Source organism: Virgibacillus profundi (assembly GCF_002287375.1).
Classification (GTDB): domain Bacteria; phylum Bacillota; class Bacilli; order Bacillales; family Amphibacillaceae; genus Virgibacillus_K; species Virgibacillus_K profundi.
This window is the reverse complement of sequence record NZ_NPOA01000003.1, coordinates 115,688-140,265: the sequence shown is the minus strand read 5'-3', so window position 1 is coordinate 140,265 and position 24,578 is coordinate 115,688. Positions and strand designations below refer to the sequence as shown.

The window sequence follows — 24,578 nt, the reverse complement described above, 5'->3', positions numbered from 1 at the left end:
GAGGCCTAATTTGGCTTCAGCTGTTTTTTTCCAGCAGGGATCTCCCCATGATACTTACACGCTTTGTATTTTTCAATTCATCTAAATTTTTAACACCAATGCCAAACATCGTCATTTTTAGCTCAAGTTCAACCTGGTTCATTGTTTCGATAACCGCTTCAGCTGATTCCGTTGCAGCCTGTAATAGTTGGCGCGCAAAACCAATAACATCTGCACCAATCGTAATTGCCTTGGCAGCATCCACTCCAGTTTTCATTCCACCACTGGCAACAAGCGAAACATCTGGAAGTTTGCTTCTGACGGAAACAATACAATCCTTCGTTGGAAGTCCCCAGTTATTAAACGCTTCTGCAGCAGCTCTCTTCAACGGATCCTTCGAGCGAAGCTTTTCCACTTGGCTCCAGGACGTGCCCCCAGCACCCGCAACATCGATATAGGAAATTCCTGCATTGTACAGTTTTTCCGCAACAATACCATCAATTCCAAATCCTACTTCTTTAGCTCCAACTGGAACATCCAATGCTTTTGTTATCTTTTCTATTTTCGGCAGCAGATCTTCAAAATTTAAGTCTCCACCATCCTGTACTACTTCCTGCAGGCTGTTTAAATGAAGAACTAATGAATCTGCTCCTGTCTTGTCAACCAAACGCTGACATTCCTCACTGCCATAGCCATAATTCAGCTGCACTGCTCCCAGGTTTGCAAATAATGGCGCAGTGGGTGCCTGTTTACGAATGAGGAAAGAATCTTTATGTGCATCACTTTCCAGAAATGCTCTTGTTGAGCCTAGTCCGATTGCCCAGCCCTTTTCCTCTGCAGCAATTGCCAGGTTTTGGTTAATCTGTGTTGCAAGCTCTGAGCCGCCAGTCATTGAGCTCACAAGAAATGGAGCATTAATTTTCTTATTTAAAAAGCTTGATTCAATTTGGATGTCATTAAAATTAATTTCCGGTAATGCATTATGTATAAATGAGATCCCTTCAAGACCTGTTGATTTATTAACACCTTCGACATTTTCGGTTAAACAAAGCCTGATGTGCTCCGTTTTTCGCTGATTTATCTCTGCTCCCATTTTAAGGCCGCCTCCTTGCTGTTTTACATAGCAATATATCTACTATCATACCAGTATTATGTGCGAAAATAAAAGGAAATTGACGTAGTTTTAATATGACTATCCATGCTCCTTTTTTTATAAGTGTAATAAATCTGATATACTCATTTATAATTTGAATAAGGTTACGTATTTTAACAAGTCGTTTACAAATATTAGAAAACTTGGCGTTTGCTTTAGGTTGGGCAAATGCTCATAGCTTGCACTTATGCAGAGAAGAAAGTTTTATACTTTCTTCTCTGCCAAGGAATTGACACTCTAGAAAAGGGGGAATAGTTTTGAAACAACAAGCATTGGAACTTGCAGAAAAAGCACATGTGGGACAAAAACGAAAAAACTCAGATGCAGCTTATATAACACACCCTATACGCGTGGCAGAGCGGTTGGAGGCAAATGGTTTCAGTGAAGAGCTGGTTTGCGCAGGTTACTTGCATGATACGGTTGAAGATACATTGATTGAAATAGAAGATATTGAGAAGAAATTTGGTCCGAAAGTAGCTGAACTGGTTGCGGCACATACGGAAGACAAATCGAAATCATGGCAGGAGCGAAAACAGCATACTATTGATACAATCAGAAATGCTGAAAAAGAAATAAAATATTTAGTTGTTGCAGATAAACTGGATAATTTGCTTGGATTGGAAGCAGATCTGAAGGAGCAAGGTGACATTGTCTGGGAAAAATTTAATGCAGGAATGGCTAAACAAAAATGGTATAACCAATCCATTGCTGAAAATATGCATGACGGACTAGACAATGAGGATATTCCTGCTTTTTTTAAGGAATTTGAGGACGCTGTTAAGCGAGTATTTGGCTGATTATCAGGAAAGGCCAGACCTGCCATCTTTAATAGTCGGCGGGTCTAGCCTAATGGTATAGCGTAATTTATCTAACATTGCGATGTTTATATTTACTTTTCAAACCTTTGGAAACCTTTTTCCATTTATTCTTTTCCTCAAGCTGTGCTTTTTGATCCTGCCTTCTTTTTTCATAGGCAAGCTCACGCTGCAATTTCAGGTAACTTCGAAAGCGGCCTTCTGATAATTCGCCATCTTCCAAAGCCTCATTCACACGACAACCAGGCTCCGCACTATGTCTGCAATCTTTGAAGTGACATTCTTCCGCTAAAGCTTCAATATCCTCAAAAGCAGCACCAATCGCTGTTTCTCCTTCCCAAAGCTGTAGTTCTCTCATTCCTGGGGTATCAATCAATAATGCACCATTTGGCAGGACAAACATTTCACGATGTGTTGTTGTATGCCGTCCCCTGCTGTCGTCTTCTCGGATACCTTTTATTTCCTGAACTTCCTTATCCAGCAGTGTATTAACTAATGTTGATTTTCCCACACCAGATGATCCAAGCAATGCTGCGGTTTTTCCAGGCTGAAGATATGCCATTAATGCTTCAAATCCATCTCCGGTTACATTACTAACAGGAACAATTGTTACACCAATTGCCACCTCTTCCACCTGTGAAACAGCTGCAGCAACTTCTTCTGATGAGCACTCATCTTTTTTAGTTAACACGACAACAGGAACTGCACCACTTTCATAGGTGGCTAAAACATACCGCTCGATTCTTCGGACATTCAGGTCATGATTCAGTGAGTTAACAATGAAAACTGTATCCATATTAGCTGCTACAATTTGAGCTTCTGTCTTCATTCCGGCAGCCTGTCGCACAAATTGGCTTTTTCGGGGAAGCACTTGTTTAATTACTGCTTTGTCCTCATCCACCAGTTTCTGTACTTCCACCCAATCACCAACTGCCGGGAAATCAAGTGAAGACATTGCCTGATTTAAGAACCTTCCACTCAGGTGAGCTAAATATTCTTTATTGCCATCAGCTATTCGATAGTTGTTTTTTTGCACTGTAATAACTCGAGCTGCATTTTCCTTATCAATGGTCTGAATAGAGTCATCCCATCCAAATTCCTCAATATAATTCAATACTATTTTCCTCCTGTTTTGGGAGGAAAAGTCAACGTCAAACCGACTGTTCCTCCATTTTGATTTTAGTGTTTTGATTAAATAAAATGTTATTATTTACAGTCATAACGCACCACTCCTTTCAAAATGAATGAACTTCTTCCTATAGCTTACTACAAATTGTATAATGGATACCAGACTTTTTTAATATTTCAGAAGTTAATTTGAGAAAATTGCATATAGAAATCAAAAAAGGTAGTATTAATTAAATAGAAACATATATGAAAACTTAAGTGGAGGGGAACATATGGAAAATAAAATAAGAGTCGGCATTGTAGGATATGGAAATTTGGGAAGGGGCGCTGAAGCTGCTATTATGCAGCAATCTGATATGGAGCTTGTAGCTGTTTTTACAAGAAGAAGTCCAGATAGTATCCATGTGATTAACGAAGATGTAAAGGTAGTACATATTGATGAAGCTAAAGAGTATACAGATAAGATAGATGTAATGATTTTATGTGGCGGTTCTGCTACTGATTTACCGGAACAGGTTCCATTTTTCGCTAAAATGTTTAATACCGTGGATAGCTATGACACACATGCAAAAATCCCTGAATATTTCTCATCTGTTGACAAGCCCGCACAGGAAAGCGGGAAAACAAGTATTATTTCGGTAGGCTGGGATCCAGGAATGTTTTCCATTAACCGGGTAATGTCCGAAGCTCTTTTAACTGAAGGTGAAACATACACATTTTGGGGAAAAGGATTAAGCCAAGGTCATTCAGATGCAGTGCGAAGAGTAGAAGGCGTTAAAAACGGTGTTCAATATACAATCCCTTCCGAAAAAGTGATTGAACAAGTGAGAAATGGAGAAAACCCAGCAGTATCAAAAAATGACCGTCATGTTCGTGAATGCTTTATTGTTGCTGAGGAAGGTGCCGACCAACAGAAAATTGAACAGAAAATTAAAAAAATGCCTAATTATTTTGCAGACTATGAAACAACTGTTCATTTTATTTCAGATGAAGAATTGAAGCAAAACCACGCCGCCATGCCACATGGAGGTTTTGTTATTCGCAGTGGCAAAACCGGTGAAGGAAACAATCAAATCATTGAATACAGTTTGAAACTGAACAGTAACCCTGAATTCACTGCAAGTGTAGTCACTGCATATGCACGTGCTGCATACCGATTAAATAAAGAAGGACAAAAGGGTGCAAAAACGGTGTATGATGTCGCACCTGGATATATCTCACCGAAGTCTGCAGAGGATTTGCGCAGGGATTATTTGTAAGAAATCTAAAATCCTATTCTTACTTGTAAATTTTAGGGATGCAAACAGTCCAATAATATTTCAATACACACGTTATTTTAATTGAAAATGACGTGTGTATTTTTATTGTAATTTAGTAAGTGTACTGTACTTTATTAACTTCTTTTATCTTGGTCACCATTTGTTTTATCCATATATTCTTTCATTCTTTTTTTATTTGGAGTAAGTGTTAAACCTAAATACTTCCTTTCCTGATTGGCATCTTTGTATAATGCTATCGCCATCAATATAACCACTACACTAAACGGCAATGCTGATATAATTGCAGCGGATTGTAACGCATTTAAGCCCGTTTCTCCACCTGCTAAAAGTAATATATAAGCAATTGCTGATAATGCTAACCCCCAAACGATTTTTACAAAAGCTGCAGGCCGTAAAGTACCAAAAGCAGTCTGCATACCTAAAACAAATGTTGCTGAATCGGCTGAAGTAATAAAAAAAGATGCTATAAGTGCCAAAGTAATAAAAGATAAAATGATACTTATAGGCAGTTCATTGAAAATACCAAACAACTGCGTTTCAGGTGACATTTCAAATATTGCTGGTGCATTTTGTCCCGCTTCAATTCCTGTCAGACCAAATGCACTAAACCAAATTATACTCACAACGGTTGGAACAGTAAGTATCGCAATGACAAATTCCCGGATGGACCTGCCACGTGAAATTCTTGCAATAAATATACCTACAAACGGACTCCAGCTCATCCACCAACCCCAATAATATATCGTCCAAGTCTGCATCCACTCATGTTTTTGTTCGTTTAATGGAGCTGCATCTAAACTATTAAATAATAATGAATTCAGATAATCACCAGTAGCACTCGGAATCATATTGAGAATAAGTAAAGTTGGACCTAGAATTAAGATAGCAATAAACAATAGACCAGCTAATATCATATTTAAATTACTTAAATATTGAATACCTTTACTTAATCCAGTCCAAGCACTATATAAGAACAACACAGTAACAACGGCAATGATTATGCCTTGGACCAGCTGATTATTAGGGATACCGAAGAGATAGTTCAAACCTCCATTGATTTGCATTGCACCTACCCCTAAAGAAACAGCTACTCCAATAATTGTTGCGAAAACCGATAACACATCAACAACATTACCGATAGGTCCATCTACTTTATCTCCTAAAATAGGTCGTAATGTTTTAGATATTAAACCAACCTCACCTTTTCTAAATTGTGAATAAGCTAACGCAAGTGCAACAATGCCGTATACTGCCCATGGATGAAATCCATAATGCAGAAAAGTTGATCTCATTGCTTCAGCCAAAGCAGCTTTTGTTTCAGGATCAGCAGTAGGTGGGGCCAAGTAATGTGAGATTGGCTCAGATGAACCATAAAAAACTAAGCCAATCCCCATACCAGCACTAAACAGCATTGTTAACCATGATATCGTTCTAAACTCAGGTTTATCATTTGGTTTACCCAGTTTGAGTTTACCGATTGGACTAAAACCTAAAAATATACAAAAAAATAATATTAAAGTAAAAACCGTCATATAATACCAACCAAAAGTTTCAGTAACCCATGTACCAACAGCGCCAGAAGTCTTACCAAATTGATCAGGAAAAACGGAGCCTAACAGTACTAGTAGTCCGACAATTATTGAAGCATAAGTGAATACACTGGAAAATTGCTTTCTTTTTTCTTTCATAACGAAGTTTCAACCTCTTTTTCACTTTTTGATAATATAGATGTTCTTCATATTAACTTAGGCATAAATACTTATTTTTTATGACACTACCTTTTGGATTTATAAAATATTATTTGGCTTCCAATAAGAGACTAAAAAGTAATACATAAACTTAACAATTAAAAAACTGTGCTAATCTTAATATCCTTTATTTTCATCCACTTTATTCAGTTTCAGTTCAATCTCTTTGACTTTGGCATCTCTGACCTTAGAAATTTCCACAGCAACCTACTGGACATTTACAGTTCATTCATTGAAGTAACCGATAATTATAGTGATTGACAACTTTCTAATTATAATGTGAATCTAATTGTAGAACTAATAGGATTCCTTTTTCCTTTGTTTGTTGTTAGCTTCCCTCTTCTTTTGTAAAATAATGCAACCTGTGCTCGACCTTAAATCCTGCCGATTGATACAGGTTAATTGCGCCTGTATTATCATCGGCAACACACAGTGTAATTGTATTGATTGTATCAAAGCTAAATAGCCAATCCACTACTGTAGTCAATAGCTTCTTTCCATAGCCTTTTCCACGTTGTTCCGGGTTAACTGCGATGAATTCAATGGAAGCATCACCAAATTCCGGGTCAGCTTCTACATAAGCATATCCTGCCAGACTGCCCGCCTCCTTCATCACAAACACCTTCTGATTTTCATTTAATCTTTCTACTATTTCTTGCCCATCATAATAGGTTTTTGGAAATGCATAATCGTGCAAAGATTTAAATGCTTCATGATCTTCTTCCAACAACTCTCCATGTTGTACATATTGATTAGGCAACTGGGATTCAGACATTGTGAGAATGTATTGATCAGTTTTCTGTTCAAACTGGAGCTTTTCCGCAAATTTGCTTACTAGCTGATTTTGGACATTAGGAAAAAGAATAAAATGTTTAACGCTAGATGGCAATAAAGCCAGAAGCTCTTCCCACATATTTAAAGCAACGTCAACACCCTGTGGTTCCTCAACAAATGGTCCCAAGATTTCAGCACTTCCATCATCCAAATCAATGTCAGCACCTATTAAGCCAATTAGTTTTTCATTGACGGTTATACCTATAAAGCAATCTTCATAGGAAATATCTTCAAAATCCTCGTGAAGTGAATTAGATATTTCCTGTTCATCTTTACCACAAAATCCTATATGATGCTCTTTTTTCTGATTTAACTCAGCAATGAAATTTGCTGCGTCTTTTATTGCTATATCTTTTCCTGATGATAGTTTAAACATAAGCATGCTCCTTTTGAGGTTATTGTTTTTTAATATATTCGATGCCAAAAATTTTTCCTTTTCTAAAACCCTACAACTCAAGCCACTTCTTCCGCGCAAATGTATAATTGCCCTCATACCTTGTCAGCCTCCTGCCGGAAAGCAGGTACGTAACAGGAAAAATTCTATCAAGGAAATACCGATCATGGGAAACTGCTATGATAGTTCCATCAAATTGTTCCAATGCTTCCTCCAATACTTCTTTAGATTCAATATCCAAATGGTTGGTAGGTTCATCCAAAACTAATAAGTTATGATTCTGATGAACAAGTTCTGCTAACCTTAAGCGCATTCGCTCACCACCACTTAAGCTTGAAACCTTCTGAAAAACGGAACTGCCATAGAAAAGAAACTTGGCGAGAATTCCTCTTGCATCTCCTTCAGCAACATGTACATGCTTTCTAAATTCATCCAGAACAGTTTCATTACTATCCATTTCCAGTATATGCTGGGACAGAAAACCTATTGATAGATTGCTTCCTAGCTTTACAGATCCTTTATCAGCAGTTTCCAATCCCAATATCATTTTTAATATTGTAGATTTTCCACTGCCATTTTCCCCGATAATGGCTATCCGCTCCTGGAACCTTACATGTAAATCCAGCAAATCAAAAAGCTTTTTCTCCTTGTATTGCTTACTGATTTCTTCCATTAAAATTACATCTTTTCCACTTCGTTTATTCATGTGAAAGTCGAGACTGATTTTTTTCTGTTCCAGAATAGGTCTTTTTACTGTTTCCATTCTGGCCAGAGCCTTTTCCATACTCTTTGCACGCCGATGCAGGCCATCATTCGGTGGATTTGCCTGGTTCGCCCACTCTTTTAATCGTTTAATCGTTTCTTTCATTTTTTTAATCTTCTTCTGCTGATCCTGATACTGCTGAAATTCCTGAAGCAGTCGTTCTTCCCGTTCCTTTACATAATTCGTATAATTTGTATGGTATCTAATTAATTCACCCTGATCCATTTCTAATATCAATGAAACTGTTTCATCCAAAAAATAGCGGTCATGTGAAACAATGACTACTGTTCCATGATAGTTTTTGATAAAATCTGTTAGCCACTCGATTGCCAGAAAATCTAAATGATTTGTTGGTTCATCCAGTAATAGTAAATCTGGAGCTGTCAATAGAAGCCTGGCCAGTCCAACTTTTGTCCTTTCACCACCACTTAATTGCTGCCATTTTTTATTAGCTAATTCCTCCATCTGTAATCCGCTCATGATCCGTCTTATCTGTGCATCGATTTCGTAGCCGCCATCCTGTTGAAACTTTTCCTGCAGATTACCATACTTTTCAATACATCTATTTAATTTCTCTGGATTTGTTTCGCTTGCCATTTTACTTTCCATTTCCGCCATTTTAGTCCGTAAATTATTTAAAGACGTGAAAACGTCAAAAAGCAATGCTTCCACTATTTTTCCATCTTCAACATCTGGATTTTGTCTTAGTAGTCCTACTGTCAGATCTTTCTTCCAAATGATTTTCCCAGCAGTGGGCTCCGTGTTTCTTGCTATTAAATCTAACAAGCTTGACTTCCCTTCCCCATTTCTTCCAATTAAACCAATCCGTTCGTTTTGTTTAATCTCACATGTAATCTCTTCAAAAATCGTATTTGCACCAAAGGTTTGTGTCACATTTTGTAAACTGCATATAATCATTTTTCTCTTCCTCCGCATAGAAGAGACCATCTTTTCCTAAACGAAAAAGACGCCAAGAGATAAACCCCTAGCGTCTACTAAAAATATATTATGATAGCAGGCAGATGTCTCTTACTGGTATTTTTTCCATTCATTTGTACTAAAAAAGGGCACACTTCTCCCTTGGACAAAATTAGTGGAAAAAATAGCATAACGAATACAGAGATATTCTCTGAATTTTGTCATGCCACTACCAGTTTGATTCATCTAACCCACCTCCTTTTTATTGTATATTTAGTTTATTTCAAATAGAGCATAGAGTCAATAGGGTACAGACGATAATTATAAATTATTTTCAATATTATAAAATAGTACTTAATACTTAGCTCTATCTTGTCGATATAATATAAAAAGCTTTATTTTACTTTGGGGGCGTACAGATGAAAAAGAATAAGATAAAGAAGCTAAAGACAAAAAAGGCTTCATTCAGTTGGAAAGACGTTAAAATTGGAAAAAAATATTTAACAGGTTTTTTTGCTTCTGCACTGCTATTTATTGCTGCATCAGTAATTGTTTATCTTCAATTAAATAATAGTCAGCAGGAACATGATGCAGTTGAACAGCAAAGTATGCGGGTCAGCGATATGTCGGAGTTGTCTTCTATAATCCAAGTGAAAGACGTACAGATTGCCGATTACCTGCTGACGGAAAGCTCCAGATACGTTGATGCATTTACCGTATATCAACAGGAATTTGATACATTGGCAGAAAAGCTTTCACCAACAATGACCACGGATAAGCAACAAACATTATTCGATAATATTTTGGAAAATGATGAAAAAATTAATAATATATTTTTCGGCGAAATTATGGAGTCTGTCTCAAATAACCAACAGTATATGGCTAATTCTATCAGGAATCGTTCCTCTGAACTCAGATCAGCAACTGTAGAACTAGTAAATGAATTAATGGATATTGTTAAAGGCGAGCAGGCAAGTACAATCCAAAATTCAAAAGATAGCTTAAAGACCAGTATTATAACTATATCGATAGCAAGTTTGGTGGCTATTTTAGTAGGTGTTACATTAATGATTCTGATTAGCCGAAGAATTTCGTCCAGCTTGAAAAAAGTTGTTACCATTACTAAGGAATTAGCTGAAGGAAACTTAAAAGTAAAATCCGTGGACTATGATGGGAAGGATGAGATTGGCCAATTGGCTGCTGCTGTTAATCAAATGAAGGATAACATTCATGGCGTTTTATATAAAGTAGCATCTGCTTCCACTTCTGTACAAACCAAAAGTGATGAGTTGAAACAATCAGCTAATGAGGTGAAAGAGGGTAATGAGCAAATTGCAATAACAATGGAGGACATTTCCACAGGATCGGAGACACAGGCAAATAGTGCATCCGATCTGGCTGAAAGTATGAACGGTTTCGTACAAAAGGTTCGACTTTCTGAACAAAATGGGAAAGAAATTTCCTCAAGTTCAGATGAAGTACTTTCTTTAACTTCAGATGGCACTAAACTAATGAAAAAATCTGTTAAACAAATGAAACGAATTGATTCTATTGTTGCAGAAGCAGTTGATAAAGTTCAGGGACTCGATAAACAGTCAGCTGAAATTTCGAAACTGGTGCTTGTGATTAAAAACATTGCCGACCAAACAAATTTATTATCATTAAATGCAGCAATTGAAGCAGCCAGGGCTGGTGAACATGGAAGAGGTTTTGCTGTTGTAGCTGATGAAGTTCGAAAGCTCTCAGAACAGGTTGCATCCTCTGTAGGGGAAATTACATCGATTGTGAAAAACATTCAGTCTGAAACCGGTAGTGTCGTTGATTCCTTAAATACAGGCTATAATGAGGTTCATAAAGGAACAACTCAAATCGAGACTACAGGTCAAAGCTTTGAAACAATTAATAACTCTGTTACCGAAATGGTGAATAAAATTACCTTTATCTCAACCAATCTAAGGGATATTGCCGAAAACAGTGTGGATATGAATAATCTGATTGAGGATATTGCTTCTGTTTCAGAAGAATCAGCAGCAGGAGTCGAACAAGCTGCCGCTTCTGCACAGCAAACTTCCAGTTCTATGGAGGAAGTTTCGTACAATGCAGATACACTCGCAAAACTCGCTGAACAACTGCATGAGGAGCTTAGTTCATTTAGATTTGTTTAATAAATAAAATGTATAAAGCAGCTGACTTTCTATCAAAGTCAGCTGCTTTTTTACCCTGAATTTATTTACCTTTATGCAAAAAGCAATCTTTTACATGATCATTAACCATTCCTGTTGCCTGCATAAATGCATAGCAGATCGTTGGACCAACAAATTTAAATCCCCTTCGTTTCAAATCTTTACTCATTTCCTCCGATTCCTTTGTGGATGCAGGCACTTCATCATGAATTTGCCAATCATTTAAAAATGGAGCTCCTCCAACAAATTCCCAAATATATGCATCAAAACTGCCAAATTCCTTTTGTATTTTCAAAAAAGCTTGAGCATTTGTAACAACTGAACGAACTTTAAGCTTGTTCCGAATGATACCTTCATTTTGCAATAGTTCACCGATTTTATCATCATCATATTTACTAACAATAGCAGGATCAAACCCATCAAAAGCTCGCCCGTAATGTTCACGTCTTTTAAGTATCGTTATCCAACTTAAACCTGCCTGCGCTCCTTCCAGTGAAAGCATTTCAAACAGCTTCTGATCTTCATGGACCGGTCTTCCCCACTCAAGGTCATGATAATCAATATAGACTTGCTCAGATGTAACCCATTCACAGCGTTTTTTATCCATTCTACTCTTCCTTCGTTTCCACTTTATTTTCTTCATAGGATATCCAGTCACTGAAACTGCCCGGGTACAGCTTCACATTTGTAAAGCCAGCAAATTTCAATGCCAGAACATTTGGGCATGCTGAGATACCTGAGCCACAGGAAACAATAATTTCTTCATCTTTTGATAAGGATGCAAAATGTTCTTCGAGTTCTCCATTCTTTTTCCAATTCCCATCCTTGGTTAAAACATTCTTCCAAAAGAAGTTTTTGGCCCCAGGAATATGCCCTGCTTTCCCATAAAGCGGTTCCGTTTCCCCTAAATATCTATCTTTAGCTCTGGAATCTATTAAAACTGCTGAGTTATCTTCCAGTTTTTCTTTCACTTCTTCAATGTTTGCGATTTTGTTTTCATTGAAATTGCCTTTAAACTCTTTTGGCTTTAGTTCAGGAATAGCAGTTGTAACCTCATTCCCCTCTTTTATCCAACCTTCATATCCACCATCCAAAATATACACTTTTTCATGTCCCAAATTGTCAAGAAGCCACCATAAACGTGCTGCAAACATGTCATTTGCTTGATCGTAAATAACAACAGTGGTGTCATGATCAATTCCGATTTTCCCAATTTTCCCCGCAAACATCTTCATGTCCGGTAGTGGATGGTTTCCACCATGCTTACTGGCTTTACCGGACAAGTCTTTATTTAGATCCATATAAACTGCACCAGGAAGATGATTCTGCAAATATGCTTTTCTCCCTGCATCCGGATCATTCAACTGAAATCTTACATCTACTATTACCGTATTATCTTGGTTGTTTTCCAATCGTTTTTTCAGACGATCCAAACTAATTAAATAAGGCATTTTTACCCCTCCAGTAATTTACTCATATAATATTCATCATAATATTTACCATCTATATACAATGAATCCTTTTTTGTACCTTCTATATTAAAACCCATTTTTTCATACAATTTCAGTCCAGATCTATTTTCTTTTACTACTGTCAATTCTAAACGATGTATTTTTTGATTTAAAGCCCAGTGCTCTAACTCTTCAAACATGGTTGTTCCAATACTTTTTCCTTGGTAAGAAGACAGGATTCCAATAACTATATAAGCACAATGCTGATTCCTGCGTGCATTTCCACCTATTACAAAAAGATATCCAACCAATTGATGGTTTATTTCTGATACCAAGATTGTAGAATTCTCCTCTGCACTTAATCTGTCAATCATTGTCGCTTGTTTTTCTGCAGATATATTACGTTCAGCTGACTCATATAGCATATAGTCGCTTTCAGTTTCTACTTGTTTAATTAATGAAGCAAGGTTAGCCGCATCTTCACGAATAGCTGTCCTAATCATCTCAACACTCTCCTACTTTTATATATTCGACAAACTTTCCCTTATTCCTTTTAGATGTTATTTTAAAAATATTTCGTATACCGATATAAATTATAGTAAAATAAGATTAAATCAATTTAGGAGATGAATTCAGGATGAAAAAGGATATCATAGAGAGATTTACTAAATATGTGAAAATTAATACACAATCCGATGAAAGTAACGACTCAACCCCTTCAACACCAGGACAATTTGATCTGGCCAATCTGCTTGCCCAGGAATTAAAAGAAATAGGGATGGAAGATACGGCAGTTGATGATAATGGCTATGTTATGGCAACACTTCCTGCAAATACAGATAAAGATGTACCTACGATTGGGTTTTTAGCCCATGTGGACACCGCAACTGATTTTACCGGGGAAAATGTTAATCCACAAATTGTGGAAAACTTTGACGGAAATGATCTTACACTTAATGAGGGCCTGAATGTTGTTTTATCTTCAAAGGACTTCCCGGAGCTGTCAGGCTATAAAGGGCATACACTGATTACAACAGACGGCACAACACTTCTCGGTGCAGATAATAAGGCTGGTATTGCTGAAATCATGACAGCAATGGATTATTTAATAAAAAATCCAGAAATAAAGCATGGCAGGATTCGTGTGGCATTTACACCTGATGAGGAAATTGGTCGAGGACCGCATAAGTTTGATGTAGAACGTTTTGATGCTTCCTATGCATACACTGTTGATGGTGGCCCACTTGGAGAATTGCAGTATGAAAGCTTTAACGCAGCGGCTGCCCGAATTATTTTCAAAGGGAACAGCGTCCATCCAGGAACAGCAAAAAATAAAATGATTAATTCAGGGAAAATGGCAGCAGAATTTATAAACAAGTTTCCGGAACTGGAAGCACCTGAACATACGGAAAAATATGATGGATTTTATCATTTGATCTCTGTAAATGGCGATGTGGAAAGAACGGAAGTAACTTATATCATTCGTGATTTTGACAAAGAGAATTTCCAGACGAGGAAAAATACCTTCGAACAATTCACAGCTGAAATGAAAGAGAAATATGGAGAAACAAGTGTCGAATTGGAAATGTCTGATCAATACTACAACATGCGTGAAAAAATAGAACCCGTTAAAGAAATTGTTGATATAGCTTATCAGGCAATGAAGAATCTGAGCATTGAGCCAGACGTAAAACCAGTTCGTGGTGGAACAGACGGATCACAGCTTTCGTATAAGGGATTGCCCACACCGAATATTTTTACAGGTGGAGAGAATTTCCATGGCAAGTTTGAATATATTTCTGTTGATAATATGGAAAAGGCAACCAATGTGATTGTGGAAATTTGTAAATTGTTTGAACAAAAATAAAAGAATCTACAAGAGATTGTTTAAAAAAGTCAGAGCCTTAAAGGATCTGACTTTATTTCAGTTTGTATGCTTCTTCCACCGCAAGCATGATATCATATGCTCCATCGCTTTTATTCGATATAATAACAATATTAATACCACTTGAAGGGTATACAGCGGAATGAAAACTCACACCAGGGTCATAGCCCATCACATGATATTTGGAAACTTCCCCATCCATTTTATCAATCCAAATGCCGTATCCGTAGTACTCATCTTCATCACTTTCCATATGAGGTGTTAATAACAATTTCAAAGTTTCCTCATTTAAAAGCTTATGGGAAAATAGTGCATCCCAAAATCTGTTCATATCTTCGGCGGTTACAAGGGCTCCACCATCGGCACCACCTTTTACAGGAATGGAATAGATATTTGTTTTCCATCCATCTTCTGAGTCGATATAGCCTGTTGCTGTATTGCCAGGCAGTCTGTCCAATTCATAATAACCGGAATCATTCATGCCAGCTTTTTCAAAGATATGCTGTTCAACAAAATCTGTAAAAGTGAGTCCTGTTACTTCCTCAATGATCAGGCCTAAAACAATATACCCCGCATTATTGTAATGGAACTTTTCCCCTGGTTGAAACATCATTTTTCTGTTTTGAAACATTGGCAGAAAATCCTGTAAACTATTCATTTTATACATTGGCCTTGCTTCCCAAAGTTCTTCAAAATCGTCCATTACTTCTTCATCAAAATAATCCGGTATACCTGAACTATGTGTCAGTAAATGATGAATGGTAATTTCTTCATTAAAATGCGGAAAGGATAACGGCAAACAATTCCTTAAACGTGTGTGAAAAGATAAATCTCCCTTTTCAACCAGCATGGAAATACCCACTGCTGTGAACAATTTACACCCTGATGCTATGCCAAACCTCGTATCCGGCTTATTTTTTAATGCCTCCGCCCTGTTGGAATAGCCGTATGCAGCATGATGTAATACTTCCTGACCTTTTCCGACATAAACTACCCCAGAAAAATTTTCATTTGCCACTACATCACATAGAACATCATTTAATTTTTCAGCCATTGGTTTTCTCCATTTCTTTAGAATATATGGATATTATATCACAAAATATTGAAACTTGGGTGAATTTTCTGTTTCCCGTTTAAAGAAAATAACCATTGCCCCTTATAACAACTTTATGAGAAAATAAAAGATGGTTTAAGCAAGAACACTTAGGGAGAGAATCATATTGTTTAAAAAAAGTATAACTATAGTTCTGGCATTGGTTTCAATTTTAATTTTCACAACAGCTTGTAACACAGAAGATTCAAATGAGACTGATTCTGATGATACCACAAATAACGAAGCCGTTAACGAAACTTCTTCTTCTGAATCTGACGAATCTGCTGAAGCAGAGATACAGATTCCGGAAGCAGGTCTGCAAAAGAAAGATAACGGGGAAGCAGTTCAAATGCTTCAAAAAGCACTGAATAAAATAGGCTATTCATTTGAAGAAAACGGTGATTATGCTGAAACGACCACTTGGGCAATTACCGATTTACAATTACAACATGATTTATCCGCTACTGGTGTTTATAACGAAGACACAAAGAAAACACTGGAAACGCTTGTTGCCGATAATATCGACATCCAGCCCGGAGCCGGACTTCCTCGTGAAATAGAAGTCAGCACAACAGATGATCAAACACAAATTCTAGCAAATCCATTTGATCTGCTTGCATTAGTAAATAAACAACGTGCACTGCCAGGGGAATATATTCCAGAGGATTTGGTAGTTCCTGATGTTCAATTTCCTTTTGCCGAGGATTTACCTAAAAAGCAAATGCGTAAAGTAGCTGCAGATCCTATGGAAGATATGTTTCAGGCTGCCGAAAATGCAGGTCTTGAATTATATGCACAATCCGGGTATCGTTCCTATGATACACAGGTTAATCTGTTTGCATCATACGCAAGTCAACATGGCGAGGAAGCTGCAAATAAATTTAGTGCCCGGCCTGGCGAAAGTGAACATCAGTCAGGGTTAACAATGGATGTAACAAGTCCGGAAGTGGATTTTAAATTAGTTGAAGCCTTCGGTGACACGGACGAAGGTAAATGGCTGGTGGAACATGCAGCTGAATATGGCTTCATCATTCGCTATCCAAAGGGAAAAGAAGAAATCACAGAATACCAATATGAACCATGGCATTTGCGGTTTGTAGGTGAAAAAGCTGCAAAGGATATAATGTCAAACCAAATTACATTAGAAGAATACTTCGAAATAGATTAATTAATTTTTGAAAGCTCCTGATTTACTTTATTTAGGAGCTTTTGATTTTTAACTAAAAATAAAAAAGACATCACAAATTAATGTGTGCCTCCTCATATTATTCCGCTTCAGCCACATTTTTTACACGTTCAACAAACTTAACTACTATCTTATCACTCGCAAACAACATAAATAATTTCAAAAAGGTTTTAAGCGGATTATTTGTTGTTGTGTAACGAAAGTGGGTTGTATTATCATCTATCTTATCCAGCTCATAATGTGCTGTGATTTCGAACATATTCGCAAGTATAAAGCCGACTTTCATTTCTTTATGATCAGGCTTGTCCTCATAATTTAATGTTTCCACATCATACTCCTGAACACGTTTGCCCTCTTGGTATTTTTGCCGATAGATACTACCTGTAATTTCTTCCGTTTCTTTAATTGGTTCATTTTCAATCACATTTGGCATTATTTTTTGCATGTCTTCCAAAGACCCGTTGAGTAGCTTCCAAACCTGTTCAATTGGAGCATTTATTTCTGTTTGGTGGGACCATGTTTTCATTATCTATACCTGCCTCTAAAACATTTATTCTTATTTTAACATAAAAGCTGGTAGGATATTTTATATGAGGAAACCGTTTCCATCAAAAAGTGGTGTATAGTAAGAGGAGTGAGAAAAAACTTCAAGCAAAATCAAACAATTTTTTCTGATTTAATTTTACCTGTTTCCTCATGTTCTATTTGTTTATCCAGTGCTCGAATACGCGCTAATGATACATGTTCATCTATTTTTTTATAATGGTGATTTCCACCTGTTTCCTCATCTGCTTCATCGGCAAGATTTACCACCTGCTGCAATGGATTTAATTCCAATTCTCCCTTTGGAAGATAAGAGTCCGTATGAAGTAATATGGCAATAGCAATCTCCTTAGCCGCATGACGATCCTCGCCAATTCGAATCAACAGTTTATGGGCACGACTTGCCCCTTTAATGGCATGAATGTCATTCTCTTTATACAAATCATAATCCCATTCCCCATCTTTATACCACGTATAATGGCCAATATCATGCAGGAGCGCTGCCTTAGTTGCACGATCCGGGTTAACATTAAATCGCTTGGCAAATATATATGCATACTCTGCTACAGCAATAGCATGTGCTACCCCTGAGCGCTTAAGGTATTTTTGTGTAATTGGGTGTGTGAATATTTCTTCCAGTCTTACATGTCTCATTTAATTGTTTCTCCTTTCTAAATAGATTTTAACGAATATAGCATGTATTTTATCTCTTTGCAATGGTTTATTGCCTTTTTATCCTATTTGTAAACACGAATTCTCATTGAAAAAGCAGTGATCCCTCCAAAATTGGATACAGATTCACCGCCGCTTTCTATCATTTATGGGTATGGCCCGACTAACGAAATCAAATCATAAAAAGTTGCTTTAGGCCAACATACCCATACGCTATATTAAATTTAAACTAAAAAGGCTTTGTAATCATTAATGCAATAACAATCAAAAAGATTATATTTTCGATTCGTTCGTAAAAAAACAGTTTTCTGGATAAGCTATAATATTCTGCTGGAATTTCTTCGCCTTTATGTTCTTGCAGCAATGCTTTAACAGGTCTGGATCTTGGGGAAAGTACTGTTGGTCCAAATCCCAAGCCAATTAAAAATAGTATTAAACTTGTCACATACCAACCTTGTTCGAATAAATATGTATTTATTAGTCCCATCCATAATCCGGTTACAAGTAATAATGTTCCACCAACCATTACAAAAATGTGCAATCTATTACGAATAATGTATGCATGCTTTAGTTCGGTCATTGTTGTAGCTTTTGTTACAATATAAATCAGGACAAATCCCGGTCCCAAACCCAGAATCGCGGAAAAAACATGGATAAATACGAGTACCTCGTAAAATGTCATTGTTGTTACCTCCAAATGGTAAAATCATCTACAGGTCAATCATACACTATTTACATACTGGGATTGCTGTGATTTCCCACACAATGATCACTCATTTTGTAACAGTTTTGTGGCAGATTACCAAAAGTATTTTTACATAATTTAATTAAAAAATGAATAAATGATTTCAATTACAATTTACGAATACTTTTTTCAGGGTTGTAATCAATTGGACGTGCAGATACTTCGCCATCCATCGTACAACAAAAGTAACGATGTTTTTTCACTTCAACTAATGCTAAAGCAGCACGCTCATTTTCGAAAACGCCACTTCCTAAATCACTATGTATAAACTGCCCTTCTTTATAAACAGCTGAAGCCGGGTTATGACCTCTATAAATTAACTTTCCATTTGCCCACTTATTAACGTTCTCTTTCTTCATTTGCGATAGATCACTTTTATTCATCCAAATAATATCACGCGGCTGATTGTCCTTCTCAGCATAAATATCAATCCCGGCATGTGTATAAATCGCATATTCATCTTCATAAATTAGCGGAAGTGTTTCCAGCCAAGCTGCATAGTTTTCAGCTATATCCCAGCCATTTTCACTTCCATAAACCTTTTTAAAACTCTCTATCGTTTCATCCCCGCCAAACTCCATCCAAATAGGGGATAATTCTTTCATAAACCAAATCATCATTTCTTCATGGTTACCTGCGATTATATGTATTGTATGTGGATGGTTATTACTGTATTCCTTTGCCCACTGTAACATCTGTGCACTTCTTGGGCCACGATTAATCATATCTCCGCCAATTACAAGTTTGTCCTTTTTCGGGTCAAACTTTACATGGTCAATTAATTTCTGAAATGCACAGAAATTACCATGGATATCACTTATGAAAAAAATCCTCATATGCTTAACTCCTTTCAAATAGAACCTATTTTTACTACTTTTTAGAAAATTATACTATCTTGGAACCATTTGGTAAATGCAACTAAATATCTAGATATTACAGGCGGCTACTCAGATGGCAGATCTATCTGAGTAGCCGCTCATTTACATCTCCATTAATTTAATTGCCGTCAGACGATAATGAGCTGCTTCTAACTCATCTCTGATGACATTCATCCCCAGGTTTTCCAACCCTTGAACAAGTGGCTGAGCTTTCTTCGGAACATGAATTTCGAATACTGTTCCCAGTGGAGCTTGTTTAACATAATCGAAAATTTCGTTACGAGGATGTTCTCCGTTTAGAATCCGCTCGCGTACATCTATAATAGCTCTTTTTCCATCTAATTCTACATTCAACAAATGATTCACCTTCCTTTTATAAGTTACTGCAGTTAATATTTAAAAATTTGAAAAGGAATTTCTCCTGATCTAAGTATAAATGATGTCATTCCCAAGTAACGTGACCTCTATCACAATTTCACTTTATTCATATGATATTTTCATATCTCCAGGCTTTATCCAACCTTTTTTTCTAAACCATTCAGCAAAGGCTAAACTAATTACTGCTGGTGCAATGAAATGCAAAATGAGAATGCTCCAAAATACATTCATTGAAAAGCCCATCGATTCGAAGGTCATTATTTGCCCTACCAGACCGCTTGTCCCCATACCAGCACCTGAAGCATTATTTGTTAAACCCAACCATACGCTCGCAAATGGGGCTAAAACAGCACCGGCAATCGTTGGTGGCAGGATAATAATAGGTTTTTTTATAATATTGGCCACCTGCAGCATGGATGTACCAATGCCTTGTGCCAGGAATCCCCCAAATCCATTATCACGATAGCTTGCAGTAGCAAATCCAATCATTTGTGCAGCACATCCAATGGTTGCAGCACCTGCTGCAAGCCCATCCAATGACAGCATGATTGCAATTGCCGCAGCAGAAATGGGTGCTGTTAATGCAAGACCCATCAGAACTGCTACTAAAATGCCCATAATAAAAGGTTGCTGTGCTGTAGACCAATTGATGATCTCTCCAAACCAAAGCATTAATGTATTGATTGGAGGGCCAATAAACTTTCCGGTAAAAAAACCTATGAATATTGTAACAAGGGGCGTGACAATAATATCCACCCGAGTTTCTTTATATACTAATTTACCAAATTCCGTTGCCAGCAATGCTGTAACATAGCTTCCTGCAGGACCACCTAATTCCGCACCAAATGCACCGGCAAAAAGTGCAGAAAATAAAACCAAAGGCGGGGCTTTCAATCCGTAGGCTATCGCTACACCTATTGCTCCACCCATAATTTTCGTTTCCATTGCAAAAGCACCCATTTCTATGAATGCTTCGGCAATTCCTGGTGCAAAGTTAATTACTATTTCTTCACCGGCTGTTTTGATGATTAATCCAATGATCAAAGATGAAAACAATCCTAAAGCCATATAGCTCAGGGCTGTAATTAAATAATCCTTAACTGAAAGTGATACTCCTTTTCTTTGTAAAAACGATCTCATTTTTTCCTCCCTAATTGTGAAACATTTCACATGAATGATTTTATTATCGAATAAATTATTTCTAATTATCCCTATTATTACTTTTGTTCATTCATATTTCAAGTCTTATTTATAATATTATGTTTTTATGATATTACTGCTTTTATTTACTGAACTAAGAAATTTGTTAATTTGCCTTTCCTCAGCTAATAGGCTACAATTTAATTGATAATTGTTATCAATTATGAACATGTATTGTGTCATACAAAGGGGTGAACAATTAGATGGAGAAAACAAAAAAACAAACTGAATTAGCAAAAATCATCCGTGAACGTCGTGCGGTGAAAAAAGGCTATAATGATATAGAAGTGACTGAGAATGAAGTAAGAGAATTATTAGATGATGCTATATGGGCACCAACACATGGGATGCGTCAGCCGTGGAGATTTATATTTGTGGGTGCAGACCAAAAAGCTAATTTCGCAAAGAAGGTTGCAGCGACCTATCCGGAAGAAAAACAACAAAATCGTAAAGAATATTTAAATGAACCAAATGCATTTTTAATTGTAGTTATGGAAGAGCCAGAAATTCAAAAACAGTGGGATGAGAACTTTGGTGCAGTAGCATCAATGATTCAAAATTTCTGGCTACTTGCTTGGGAAAAACAACTTGGTGTCGTTTGGAAAACAAATCCGCATATTTATGAACCAAAGGTAAAAGAGATTTTAAACGTAGAAGAAAACGAAAAGATTGTCGGCTTTATTCATCTAGGTTATTTTGATAAAAAACCTATTACAAAAGATAGAATCCAGGTTGCAGATAAATTCACTAGATTTGAAGGTTAAAAATGGAGCAGCACCAAATGTTTAATTGACATTTGGTGCTGCTCTTTTAATCATCCCAAACCGTACTTTTTAATGAACTATCCCTTTCGTGACGCTCTATAGCAAGTTCAATCAAACGATTGATCAATTCCGGATAACTGGTACCACTTACTTCCCAAAGCTTTGGATACATACTGATTTTTGTAAATCCTGGCAATGTATTCACTTCGTTCACGTAAATATCTCCGTTCTCTGTTAGGAAAAAGTCCACCCTAGCAAGTCCTTCACATTGGAGGGTTTCAAATGCTTCAATAGCCACTTTTTGCATCCGTTTTGTTACTTTTTCCGTTACTTCTGCTGGTATTGCCAATTCCGCACCTTTTTCATCGATATACTTTGATTCATATGAATAAAATTCAGTATGTGGGAGGATCTCTCCAAGTAACGAAGCTTTTGGATCACTATTTCCTAATACAGAACACTCAATCTCCCTGCCAGAAATACTTTCCTCAACAATTAGTTTATGATCATATTGAAAGGCAGATGCAATACCTGCTTCAAATTCTTCTTTGGTTGAAACCTTACTGACACCTACAGAAGAACCCTGGTTTGCAGGTTTAATAAACATTGGTGTACCTACATGGGCCACGGCTTCCTCATAACTGATTTTATCTTTCCTTGCACTTGTATATGTCAGCCCTTTTGCTACATTTATTCCAGCATCCTTGAGAAGGCGTTTGGCAATATCTTTATCCATACAAATTGATGAACTAAGAACACTTGGCCCGACAAATGGAAGATTAGCCAGACGCAGCATTCCCTGAAGACTTCCATCTTCTCCTAACGTTCCATGTACTATCGGAAATATAACATCCAGTTGTTCCAGCTGAATGGCATTTTCAGCGTGAATCAGCTGTTTATCCATTTCCCCCGGAACAATTGCGATAGGGTCGTTTGATTTGTTTAATTGAATCAGCTTCGGATCTTCGGCATTCAGTAAATAGGAGGACTGATCATTTAAATGCCATTTCCCCTCTTTATCTATTCCTATTAAAAAAACATCAAATTTTGTTTTATCAATTGCTTCAACAATATTTTTGGCGGACTGAAGAGAAACCTCATGCTCTGCAGACTTCCCACCAAAAATAATTCCAACTTTCTGCTTAGTCATTTTCTGACTCCCTTTCTTAAAAAAACTATATATTAAAGATAGCATAAAACAGCTTGCTTTAAGAAGAAATATCCTGTTTGGCTGGAAATATTTTCGAAAAAATTGTTCATGGTTCCGTATCAATTTCTCGATAAAAAATGCACAATTAAACCCTATAATCATTATTGAAAAGGTATTTAAGAGAAAAGCCTTATTATCTCCAACCCACTACTTAAGGTTTTTCTTATAAACACTTTAAATTTTATACATTTGCTTAAAATTAGGCAAATGTAAATGGGAGGGCTTATTTTGAAGAAAAGTCTACTGGCAGTATTATTTTTTAGTTTAATTCTATTCCTTGCAGCATGTGGTGGTGACAGCAGTGATGCGTCTACTGATACAGCAGATACAGATGAAAGTGCTACCGAGGAACAGTCTGAGGATACAGAAGCAGCAAGTGATCAGGAAGCTAGCAATGAAGTTAATGTTGTAGCAACCAATTTTGATTTGGGACAGGATGAATTTGTCGTTAAAGCTGGTGAAGAAGTTACGTTAACACTTACCAACGAAGAAGGAAATCATGGTATATCAATAGATGAATTCGATGTAAATCTTCAATCAGAAGGAGAAGTAACATTTATTCCTGAAGAGCCTGGTGAATATACGATTTACTGTAATATCTTCTGTGGTGATGGCCATGGTGATATGACCTCAACGCTTGTTGTAATATAATTCATATATAAAAGGTTGTCTCTCAAGGATTTTATACTTGAGAGACAACCTTTATTTAATTGGTCCATTTATACCCAACGCCCCAAACCGTTTTGAAGTGATCATCAATTGGAAAACCGGCACGTCTGATCTTTTCCCTCATATTGCGTACATGTGAATCAATCGTCCTGCCTTCTGTTTCTGAATCGATACCCCAAATCAGATCAATCAGCTGTTCGCGGGAAAACACTTGATTTGAATTTTTCATTACATGTCCAACCATAGTAAATTCCTTTGGCGTCAATTTAATCGGCTTGTTTTTATAGGAGAGTACATAACGCTCCTCATCCCATAATAAACCATTTATTTCAATATGATTTCCCTGGAAGTTTCTCCGTATTAGTGCTTCCATTCTAGCTAATAATTCCCCTTCATTGAAGGGTTTTGTAATATAATCATCTGCCCCCAATCGCAAGCCTTTAATGATATCTTCCTTTTCTTCACGTGCTGATACCATAATTATTGGCACATCGGAAATGCGTCTGATTTCTTGACAAAGCTCCCAGCCATTCATCTCTGGCATCATAATATCAAGCAATATGATATCAAATGTCTCTTCCTGTATGTACGTAAGTGCTTCCTTTGCAAGCTGTGCTTTTTTGCAATCAAAATGATGTGGCTTCAAATACAATTCCAGCAAATTCAGCATACGTTTTTCATCATCTATTAATAAGACCTTTTTCAACAA

At 36.9% G+C, this 24,578-nt stretch carries 25 protein-coding genes; 7 read left to right on the top strand and 18 right to left on the bottom strand.

The features are described 5' to 3' along the window. Positions 1-16: 16 nt before the first annotated feature. Positions 17-1,072: a type 2 isopentenyl-diphosphate Delta-isomerase gene (fni, locus tag CIL05_RS05605; protein WP_095654541.1), complete on the bottom strand. Its 1,056-nt coding sequence runs from the start codon at positions 1,070-1,072 to the stop codon at positions 17-19. A gap of 317 nt (positions 1,073-1,389) precedes the next feature. Here fni and CIL05_RS05600 point away from each other — a divergent pair, with 317 nt between their 5' ends. Further along, a complete protein-coding gene (locus tag CIL05_RS05600) occupies positions 1,390-1,929 on the top strand; it encodes an HD domain-containing protein (RefSeq protein ID WP_095654540.1) in 540 nt (179 codons plus the stop codon). 67 nt (positions 1,930-1,996) lie between these two features. Here the strand turns inward: CIL05_RS05600 and rsgA are convergent, their stop codons facing one another. Then, entirely contained in the window at positions 1,997-3,067 is a 1,071-nt protein-coding gene (gene rsgA / locus CIL05_RS05595; RefSeq protein WP_165769054.1) for a ribosome small subunit-dependent GTPase A, read from the bottom strand. Positions 3,068-3,347: 280 nt separating this feature from the next. Here rsgA and CIL05_RS05590 point away from each other — a divergent pair, with 280 nt between their 5' ends. Beyond that, positions 3,348-4,334 (top strand): diaminopimelate dehydrogenase, encoded by a 987-nt coding sequence (locus CIL05_RS05590; protein WP_095654538.1) that lies wholly within the window; start codon positions 3,348-3,350, stop codon positions 4,332-4,334. Positions 4,335-4,468: 134 nt separating this feature from the next. Here the strand turns inward: CIL05_RS05590 and CIL05_RS05585 are convergent, their stop codons facing one another. From CIL05_RS05585 to CIL05_RS22770, 4 genes are all read right to left on the bottom strand, one after another. Continuing rightward, on the bottom strand, positions 4,469-6,043 hold the full coding sequence (locus CIL05_RS05585) for a BCCT family transporter (RefSeq protein ID WP_095654537.1): 1,575 nt from the start codon (positions 6,041-6,043) through the stop codon (positions 4,469-4,471). 388 nt (positions 6,044-6,431) lie between these two features. Continuing rightward, complete coding sequence (locus CIL05_RS05580) at positions 6,432-7,313, bottom strand: GNAT family N-acetyltransferase (RefSeq protein WP_165769050.1); 882 nt, start codon at positions 7,311-7,313, stop codon at positions 6,432-6,434. A 70-nt stretch (positions 7,314-7,383) separates the two neighbouring features. Then, the gene (abc-f, locus tag CIL05_RS05575; protein WP_095654535.1) at positions 7,384-9,012 is read right to left on the bottom strand and encodes a ribosomal protection-like ABC-F family protein; all 1,629 of its coding nucleotides are present in this window, start codon (positions 9,010-9,012) and stop codon (positions 7,384-7,386) included. A 111-nt stretch (positions 9,013-9,123) separates the two neighbouring features. After that, positions 9,124-9,258 carry an RAxF-45 family protein gene (locus tag CIL05_RS22770; protein WP_276245331.1) on the bottom strand — a complete coding sequence of 45 codons (135 nt, stop codon included), beginning with the start codon at positions 9,256-9,258 and terminating at the stop codon, positions 9,124-9,126. 173 nt (positions 9,259-9,431) lie between these two features. On the opposite strand from CIL05_RS22770, the gene CIL05_RS05570 reads away from it, so the two are divergent. After that, complete coding sequence (locus CIL05_RS05570; protein WP_095654534.1) at positions 9,432-11,177, top strand: methyl-accepting chemotaxis protein; 1,746 nt, start codon at positions 9,432-9,434, stop codon at positions 11,175-11,177. 61 nt (positions 11,178-11,238) lie between these two features. Here CIL05_RS05570 and CIL05_RS05565 read toward each other — a convergent pair whose 3' ends face one another. Genes CIL05_RS05565 through CIL05_RS05555 form a run of 3 tightly spaced genes read right to left on the bottom strand, consistent with a single transcriptional unit; the run spans position 11,239 to position 13,149 of the window. Then, positions 11,239-11,802: a DNA-3-methyladenine glycosylase I gene (locus tag CIL05_RS05565; RefSeq protein ID WP_095654533.1), complete on the bottom strand. Its 564-nt coding sequence runs from the start codon at positions 11,800-11,802 to the stop codon at positions 11,239-11,241. Between the two features lies 1 nt (position 11,803). Further along, positions 11,804-12,646 carry a sulfurtransferase gene (locus CIL05_RS05560; protein WP_095654532.1) on the bottom strand — a complete coding sequence of 281 codons (843 nt, stop codon included), beginning with the start codon at positions 12,644-12,646 and terminating at the stop codon, positions 11,804-11,806. A 2-nt stretch (positions 12,647-12,648) separates the two neighbouring features. Beyond that, on the bottom strand, positions 12,649-13,149 hold the full coding sequence (locus tag CIL05_RS05555; protein WP_095654531.1) for a GNAT family N-acetyltransferase: 501 nt from the start codon (positions 13,147-13,149) through the stop codon (positions 12,649-12,651). A gap of 134 nt (positions 13,150-13,283) precedes the next feature. On the opposite strand from CIL05_RS05555, the gene pepT reads away from it, so the two are divergent. Next, a complete protein-coding gene (gene pepT, locus CIL05_RS05550; RefSeq protein WP_095654530.1) occupies positions 13,284-14,513 on the top strand; it encodes a peptidase T in 1,230 nt (409 codons plus the stop codon). Positions 14,514-14,565: 52 nt separating this feature from the next. Here pepT and CIL05_RS05545 read toward each other — a convergent pair whose 3' ends face one another. After that, positions 14,566-15,585 carry a serine hydrolase domain-containing protein gene (locus CIL05_RS05545; protein ID WP_095654529.1) on the bottom strand — a complete coding sequence of 340 codons (1,020 nt, stop codon included), beginning with the start codon at positions 15,583-15,585 and terminating at the stop codon, positions 14,566-14,568. A 166-nt stretch (positions 15,586-15,751) separates the two neighbouring features. Here CIL05_RS05545 and CIL05_RS05540 point away from each other — a divergent pair, with 166 nt between their 5' ends. Further along, positions 15,752-16,792, top strand: coding sequence for a D-alanyl-D-alanine carboxypeptidase family protein (locus CIL05_RS05540; RefSeq protein ID WP_095654528.1), 1,041 nt, complete (start codon positions 15,752-15,754; stop codon positions 16,790-16,792). A gap of 97 nt (positions 16,793-16,889) precedes the next feature. On the opposite strand, the gene CIL05_RS05535 is transcribed toward CIL05_RS05540, so the two are convergent. The 6 genes from CIL05_RS05535 to CIL05_RS05510 all read right to left on the bottom strand — a co-directional run bounded on the left by CIL05_RS05535 (position 16,890) and on the right by CIL05_RS05510 (position 21,166). Continuing rightward, positions 16,890-17,336 (bottom strand): SRPBCC family protein, encoded by a 447-nt coding sequence (locus CIL05_RS05535; RefSeq protein WP_095654527.1) that lies wholly within the window; start codon positions 17,334-17,336, stop codon positions 16,890-16,892. A gap of 131 nt (positions 17,337-17,467) precedes the next feature. Beyond that, complete coding sequence (locus CIL05_RS05530) at positions 17,468-18,007, bottom strand: HD domain-containing protein (RefSeq protein WP_095654526.1); 540 nt, start codon at positions 18,005-18,007, stop codon at positions 17,468-17,470. 247 nt (positions 18,008-18,254) lie between these two features. Further along, a complete protein-coding gene (locus tag CIL05_RS05525; RefSeq protein ID WP_095654525.1) occupies positions 18,255-18,707 on the bottom strand; it encodes a DUF2269 family protein in 453 nt (150 codons plus the stop codon). A 170-nt stretch (positions 18,708-18,877) separates the two neighbouring features. Further along, positions 18,878-19,606, bottom strand: coding sequence for a metallophosphoesterase (locus CIL05_RS05520; RefSeq protein ID WP_095654524.1), 729 nt, complete (start codon positions 19,604-19,606; stop codon positions 18,878-18,880). 144 nt (positions 19,607-19,750) lie between these two features. After that, positions 19,751-20,002: an amino acid decarboxylase gene (locus CIL05_RS05515; RefSeq protein ID WP_240510126.1), complete on the bottom strand. Its 252-nt coding sequence runs from the start codon at positions 20,000-20,002 to the stop codon at positions 19,751-19,753. Positions 20,003-20,128: 126 nt separating this feature from the next. Beyond that, positions 20,129-21,166 (bottom strand): PTS sugar transporter subunit IIC, encoded by a 1,038-nt coding sequence (locus tag CIL05_RS05510; protein ID WP_095654522.1) that lies wholly within the window; start codon positions 21,164-21,166, stop codon positions 20,129-20,131. 263 nt (positions 21,167-21,429) lie between these two features. Here CIL05_RS05510 and CIL05_RS05505 point away from each other — a divergent pair, with 263 nt between their 5' ends. After that, positions 21,430-21,990, top strand: a complete 561-nt coding sequence (locus CIL05_RS05505) for a nitroreductase family protein (RefSeq protein WP_095654521.1) — start codon at positions 21,430-21,432, stop codon at positions 21,988-21,990. Positions 21,991-22,036: 46 nt separating this feature from the next. On the opposite strand, the gene ddlA is transcribed toward CIL05_RS05505, so the two are convergent. Then, positions 22,037-23,140, bottom strand: a complete 1,104-nt coding sequence (gene ddlA, locus CIL05_RS05500; protein WP_095654520.1) for a D-alanine--D-alanine ligase — start codon at positions 23,138-23,140, stop codon at positions 22,037-22,039. Between the two features lie 288 nt (positions 23,141-23,428). Between ddlA and CIL05_RS05495 the strand changes: the two genes are divergently transcribed. Further along, entirely contained in the window at positions 23,429-23,851 is a 423-nt protein-coding gene (locus CIL05_RS05495; RefSeq protein WP_165769049.1) for a cupredoxin domain-containing protein, read from the top strand. A 55-nt stretch (positions 23,852-23,906) separates the two neighbouring features. Here the strand turns inward: CIL05_RS05495 and CIL05_RS05490 are convergent, their stop codons facing one another. After that, entirely contained in the window at positions 23,907-24,575 is a 669-nt protein-coding gene (locus CIL05_RS05490) for a response regulator transcription factor (protein WP_095654518.1), read from the bottom strand. Positions 24,576-24,578: the final 3 nt, after the last annotated feature.

Excerpts from the sequence above, each read along its gene's own strand:
- fni (WP_095654541.1), bottom strand. The coding sequence starts at position 1,072 with ATGGGAGCAGAGATAAATCAGCGAAAAACGGAGCACATCAGGCTTTGT.
- CIL05_RS05590 (WP_095654538.1), top strand. The coding sequence starts at position 3,348 with ATGGAAAATAAAATAAGAGTCGGCATTGTAGGATATGGAAATTTGGGA.
- CIL05_RS05585 (WP_095654537.1), bottom strand. The coding sequence starts at position 6,043 with ATGAAAGAAAAAAGAAAGCAATTTTCCAGTGTATTCACTTATGCTTCA.
- CIL05_RS05580 (WP_165769050.1), bottom strand. The coding sequence starts at position 7,313 with ATGTTTAAACTATCATCAGGAAAAGATATAGCAATAAAAGACGCAGCA.
- abc-f (WP_095654535.1), bottom strand. The coding sequence starts at position 9,012 with ATGATTATATGCAGTTTACAAAATGTGACACAAACCTTTGGTGCAAAT.
- CIL05_RS22770 (WP_276245331.1), bottom strand. The coding sequence starts at position 9,258 with ATGAATCAAACTGGTAGTGGCATGACAAAATTCAGAGAATATCTCTGT.
- CIL05_RS05570 (WP_095654534.1), top strand. The coding sequence starts at position 9,432 with ATGAAAAAGAATAAGATAAAGAAGCTAAAGACAAAAAAGGCTTCATTC.
- CIL05_RS05565 (WP_095654533.1), bottom strand. The coding sequence starts at position 11,802 with ATGGATAAAAAACGCTGTGAATGGGTTACATCTGAGCAAGTCTATATT.
- CIL05_RS05560 (WP_095654532.1), bottom strand. The coding sequence starts at position 12,646 with ATGCCTTATTTAATTAGTTTGGATCGTCTGAAAAAACGATTGGAAAAC.
- CIL05_RS05555 (WP_095654531.1), bottom strand. The coding sequence starts at position 13,149 with ATGATTAGGACAGCTATTCGTGAAGATGCGGCTAACCTTGCTTCATTA.
- pepT (WP_095654530.1), top strand. The coding sequence starts at position 13,284 with ATGAAAAAGGATATCATAGAGAGATTTACTAAATATGTGAAAATTAAT.
- CIL05_RS05545 (WP_095654529.1), bottom strand. The coding sequence starts at position 15,585 with ATGGCTGAAAAATTAAATGATGTTCTATGTGATGTAGTGGCAAATGAA.
- CIL05_RS05535 (WP_095654527.1), bottom strand. The coding sequence starts at position 17,336 with ATGAAAACATGGTCCCACCAAACAGAAATAAATGCTCCAATTGAACAG.
- CIL05_RS05530 (WP_095654526.1), bottom strand. The coding sequence starts at position 18,007 with ATGAGACATGTAAGACTGGAAGAAATATTCACACACCCAATTACACAA.
- CIL05_RS05525 (WP_095654525.1), bottom strand. The coding sequence starts at position 18,707 with ATGACATTTTACGAGGTACTCGTATTTATCCATGTTTTTTCCGCGATT.
- CIL05_RS05520 (WP_095654524.1), bottom strand. The coding sequence starts at position 19,606 with ATGAGGATTTTTTTCATAAGTGATATCCATGGTAATTTCTGTGCATTT.
- CIL05_RS05510 (WP_095654522.1), bottom strand. The coding sequence starts at position 21,166 with ATGAGATCGTTTTTACAAAGAAAAGGAGTATCACTTTCAGTTAAGGAT.
- CIL05_RS05505 (WP_095654521.1), top strand. The coding sequence starts at position 21,430 with ATGGAGAAAACAAAAAAACAAACTGAATTAGCAAAAATCATCCGTGAA.
- ddlA (WP_095654520.1), bottom strand. The coding sequence starts at position 23,140 with ATGACTAAGCAGAAAGTTGGAATTATTTTTGGTGGGAAGTCTGCAGAG.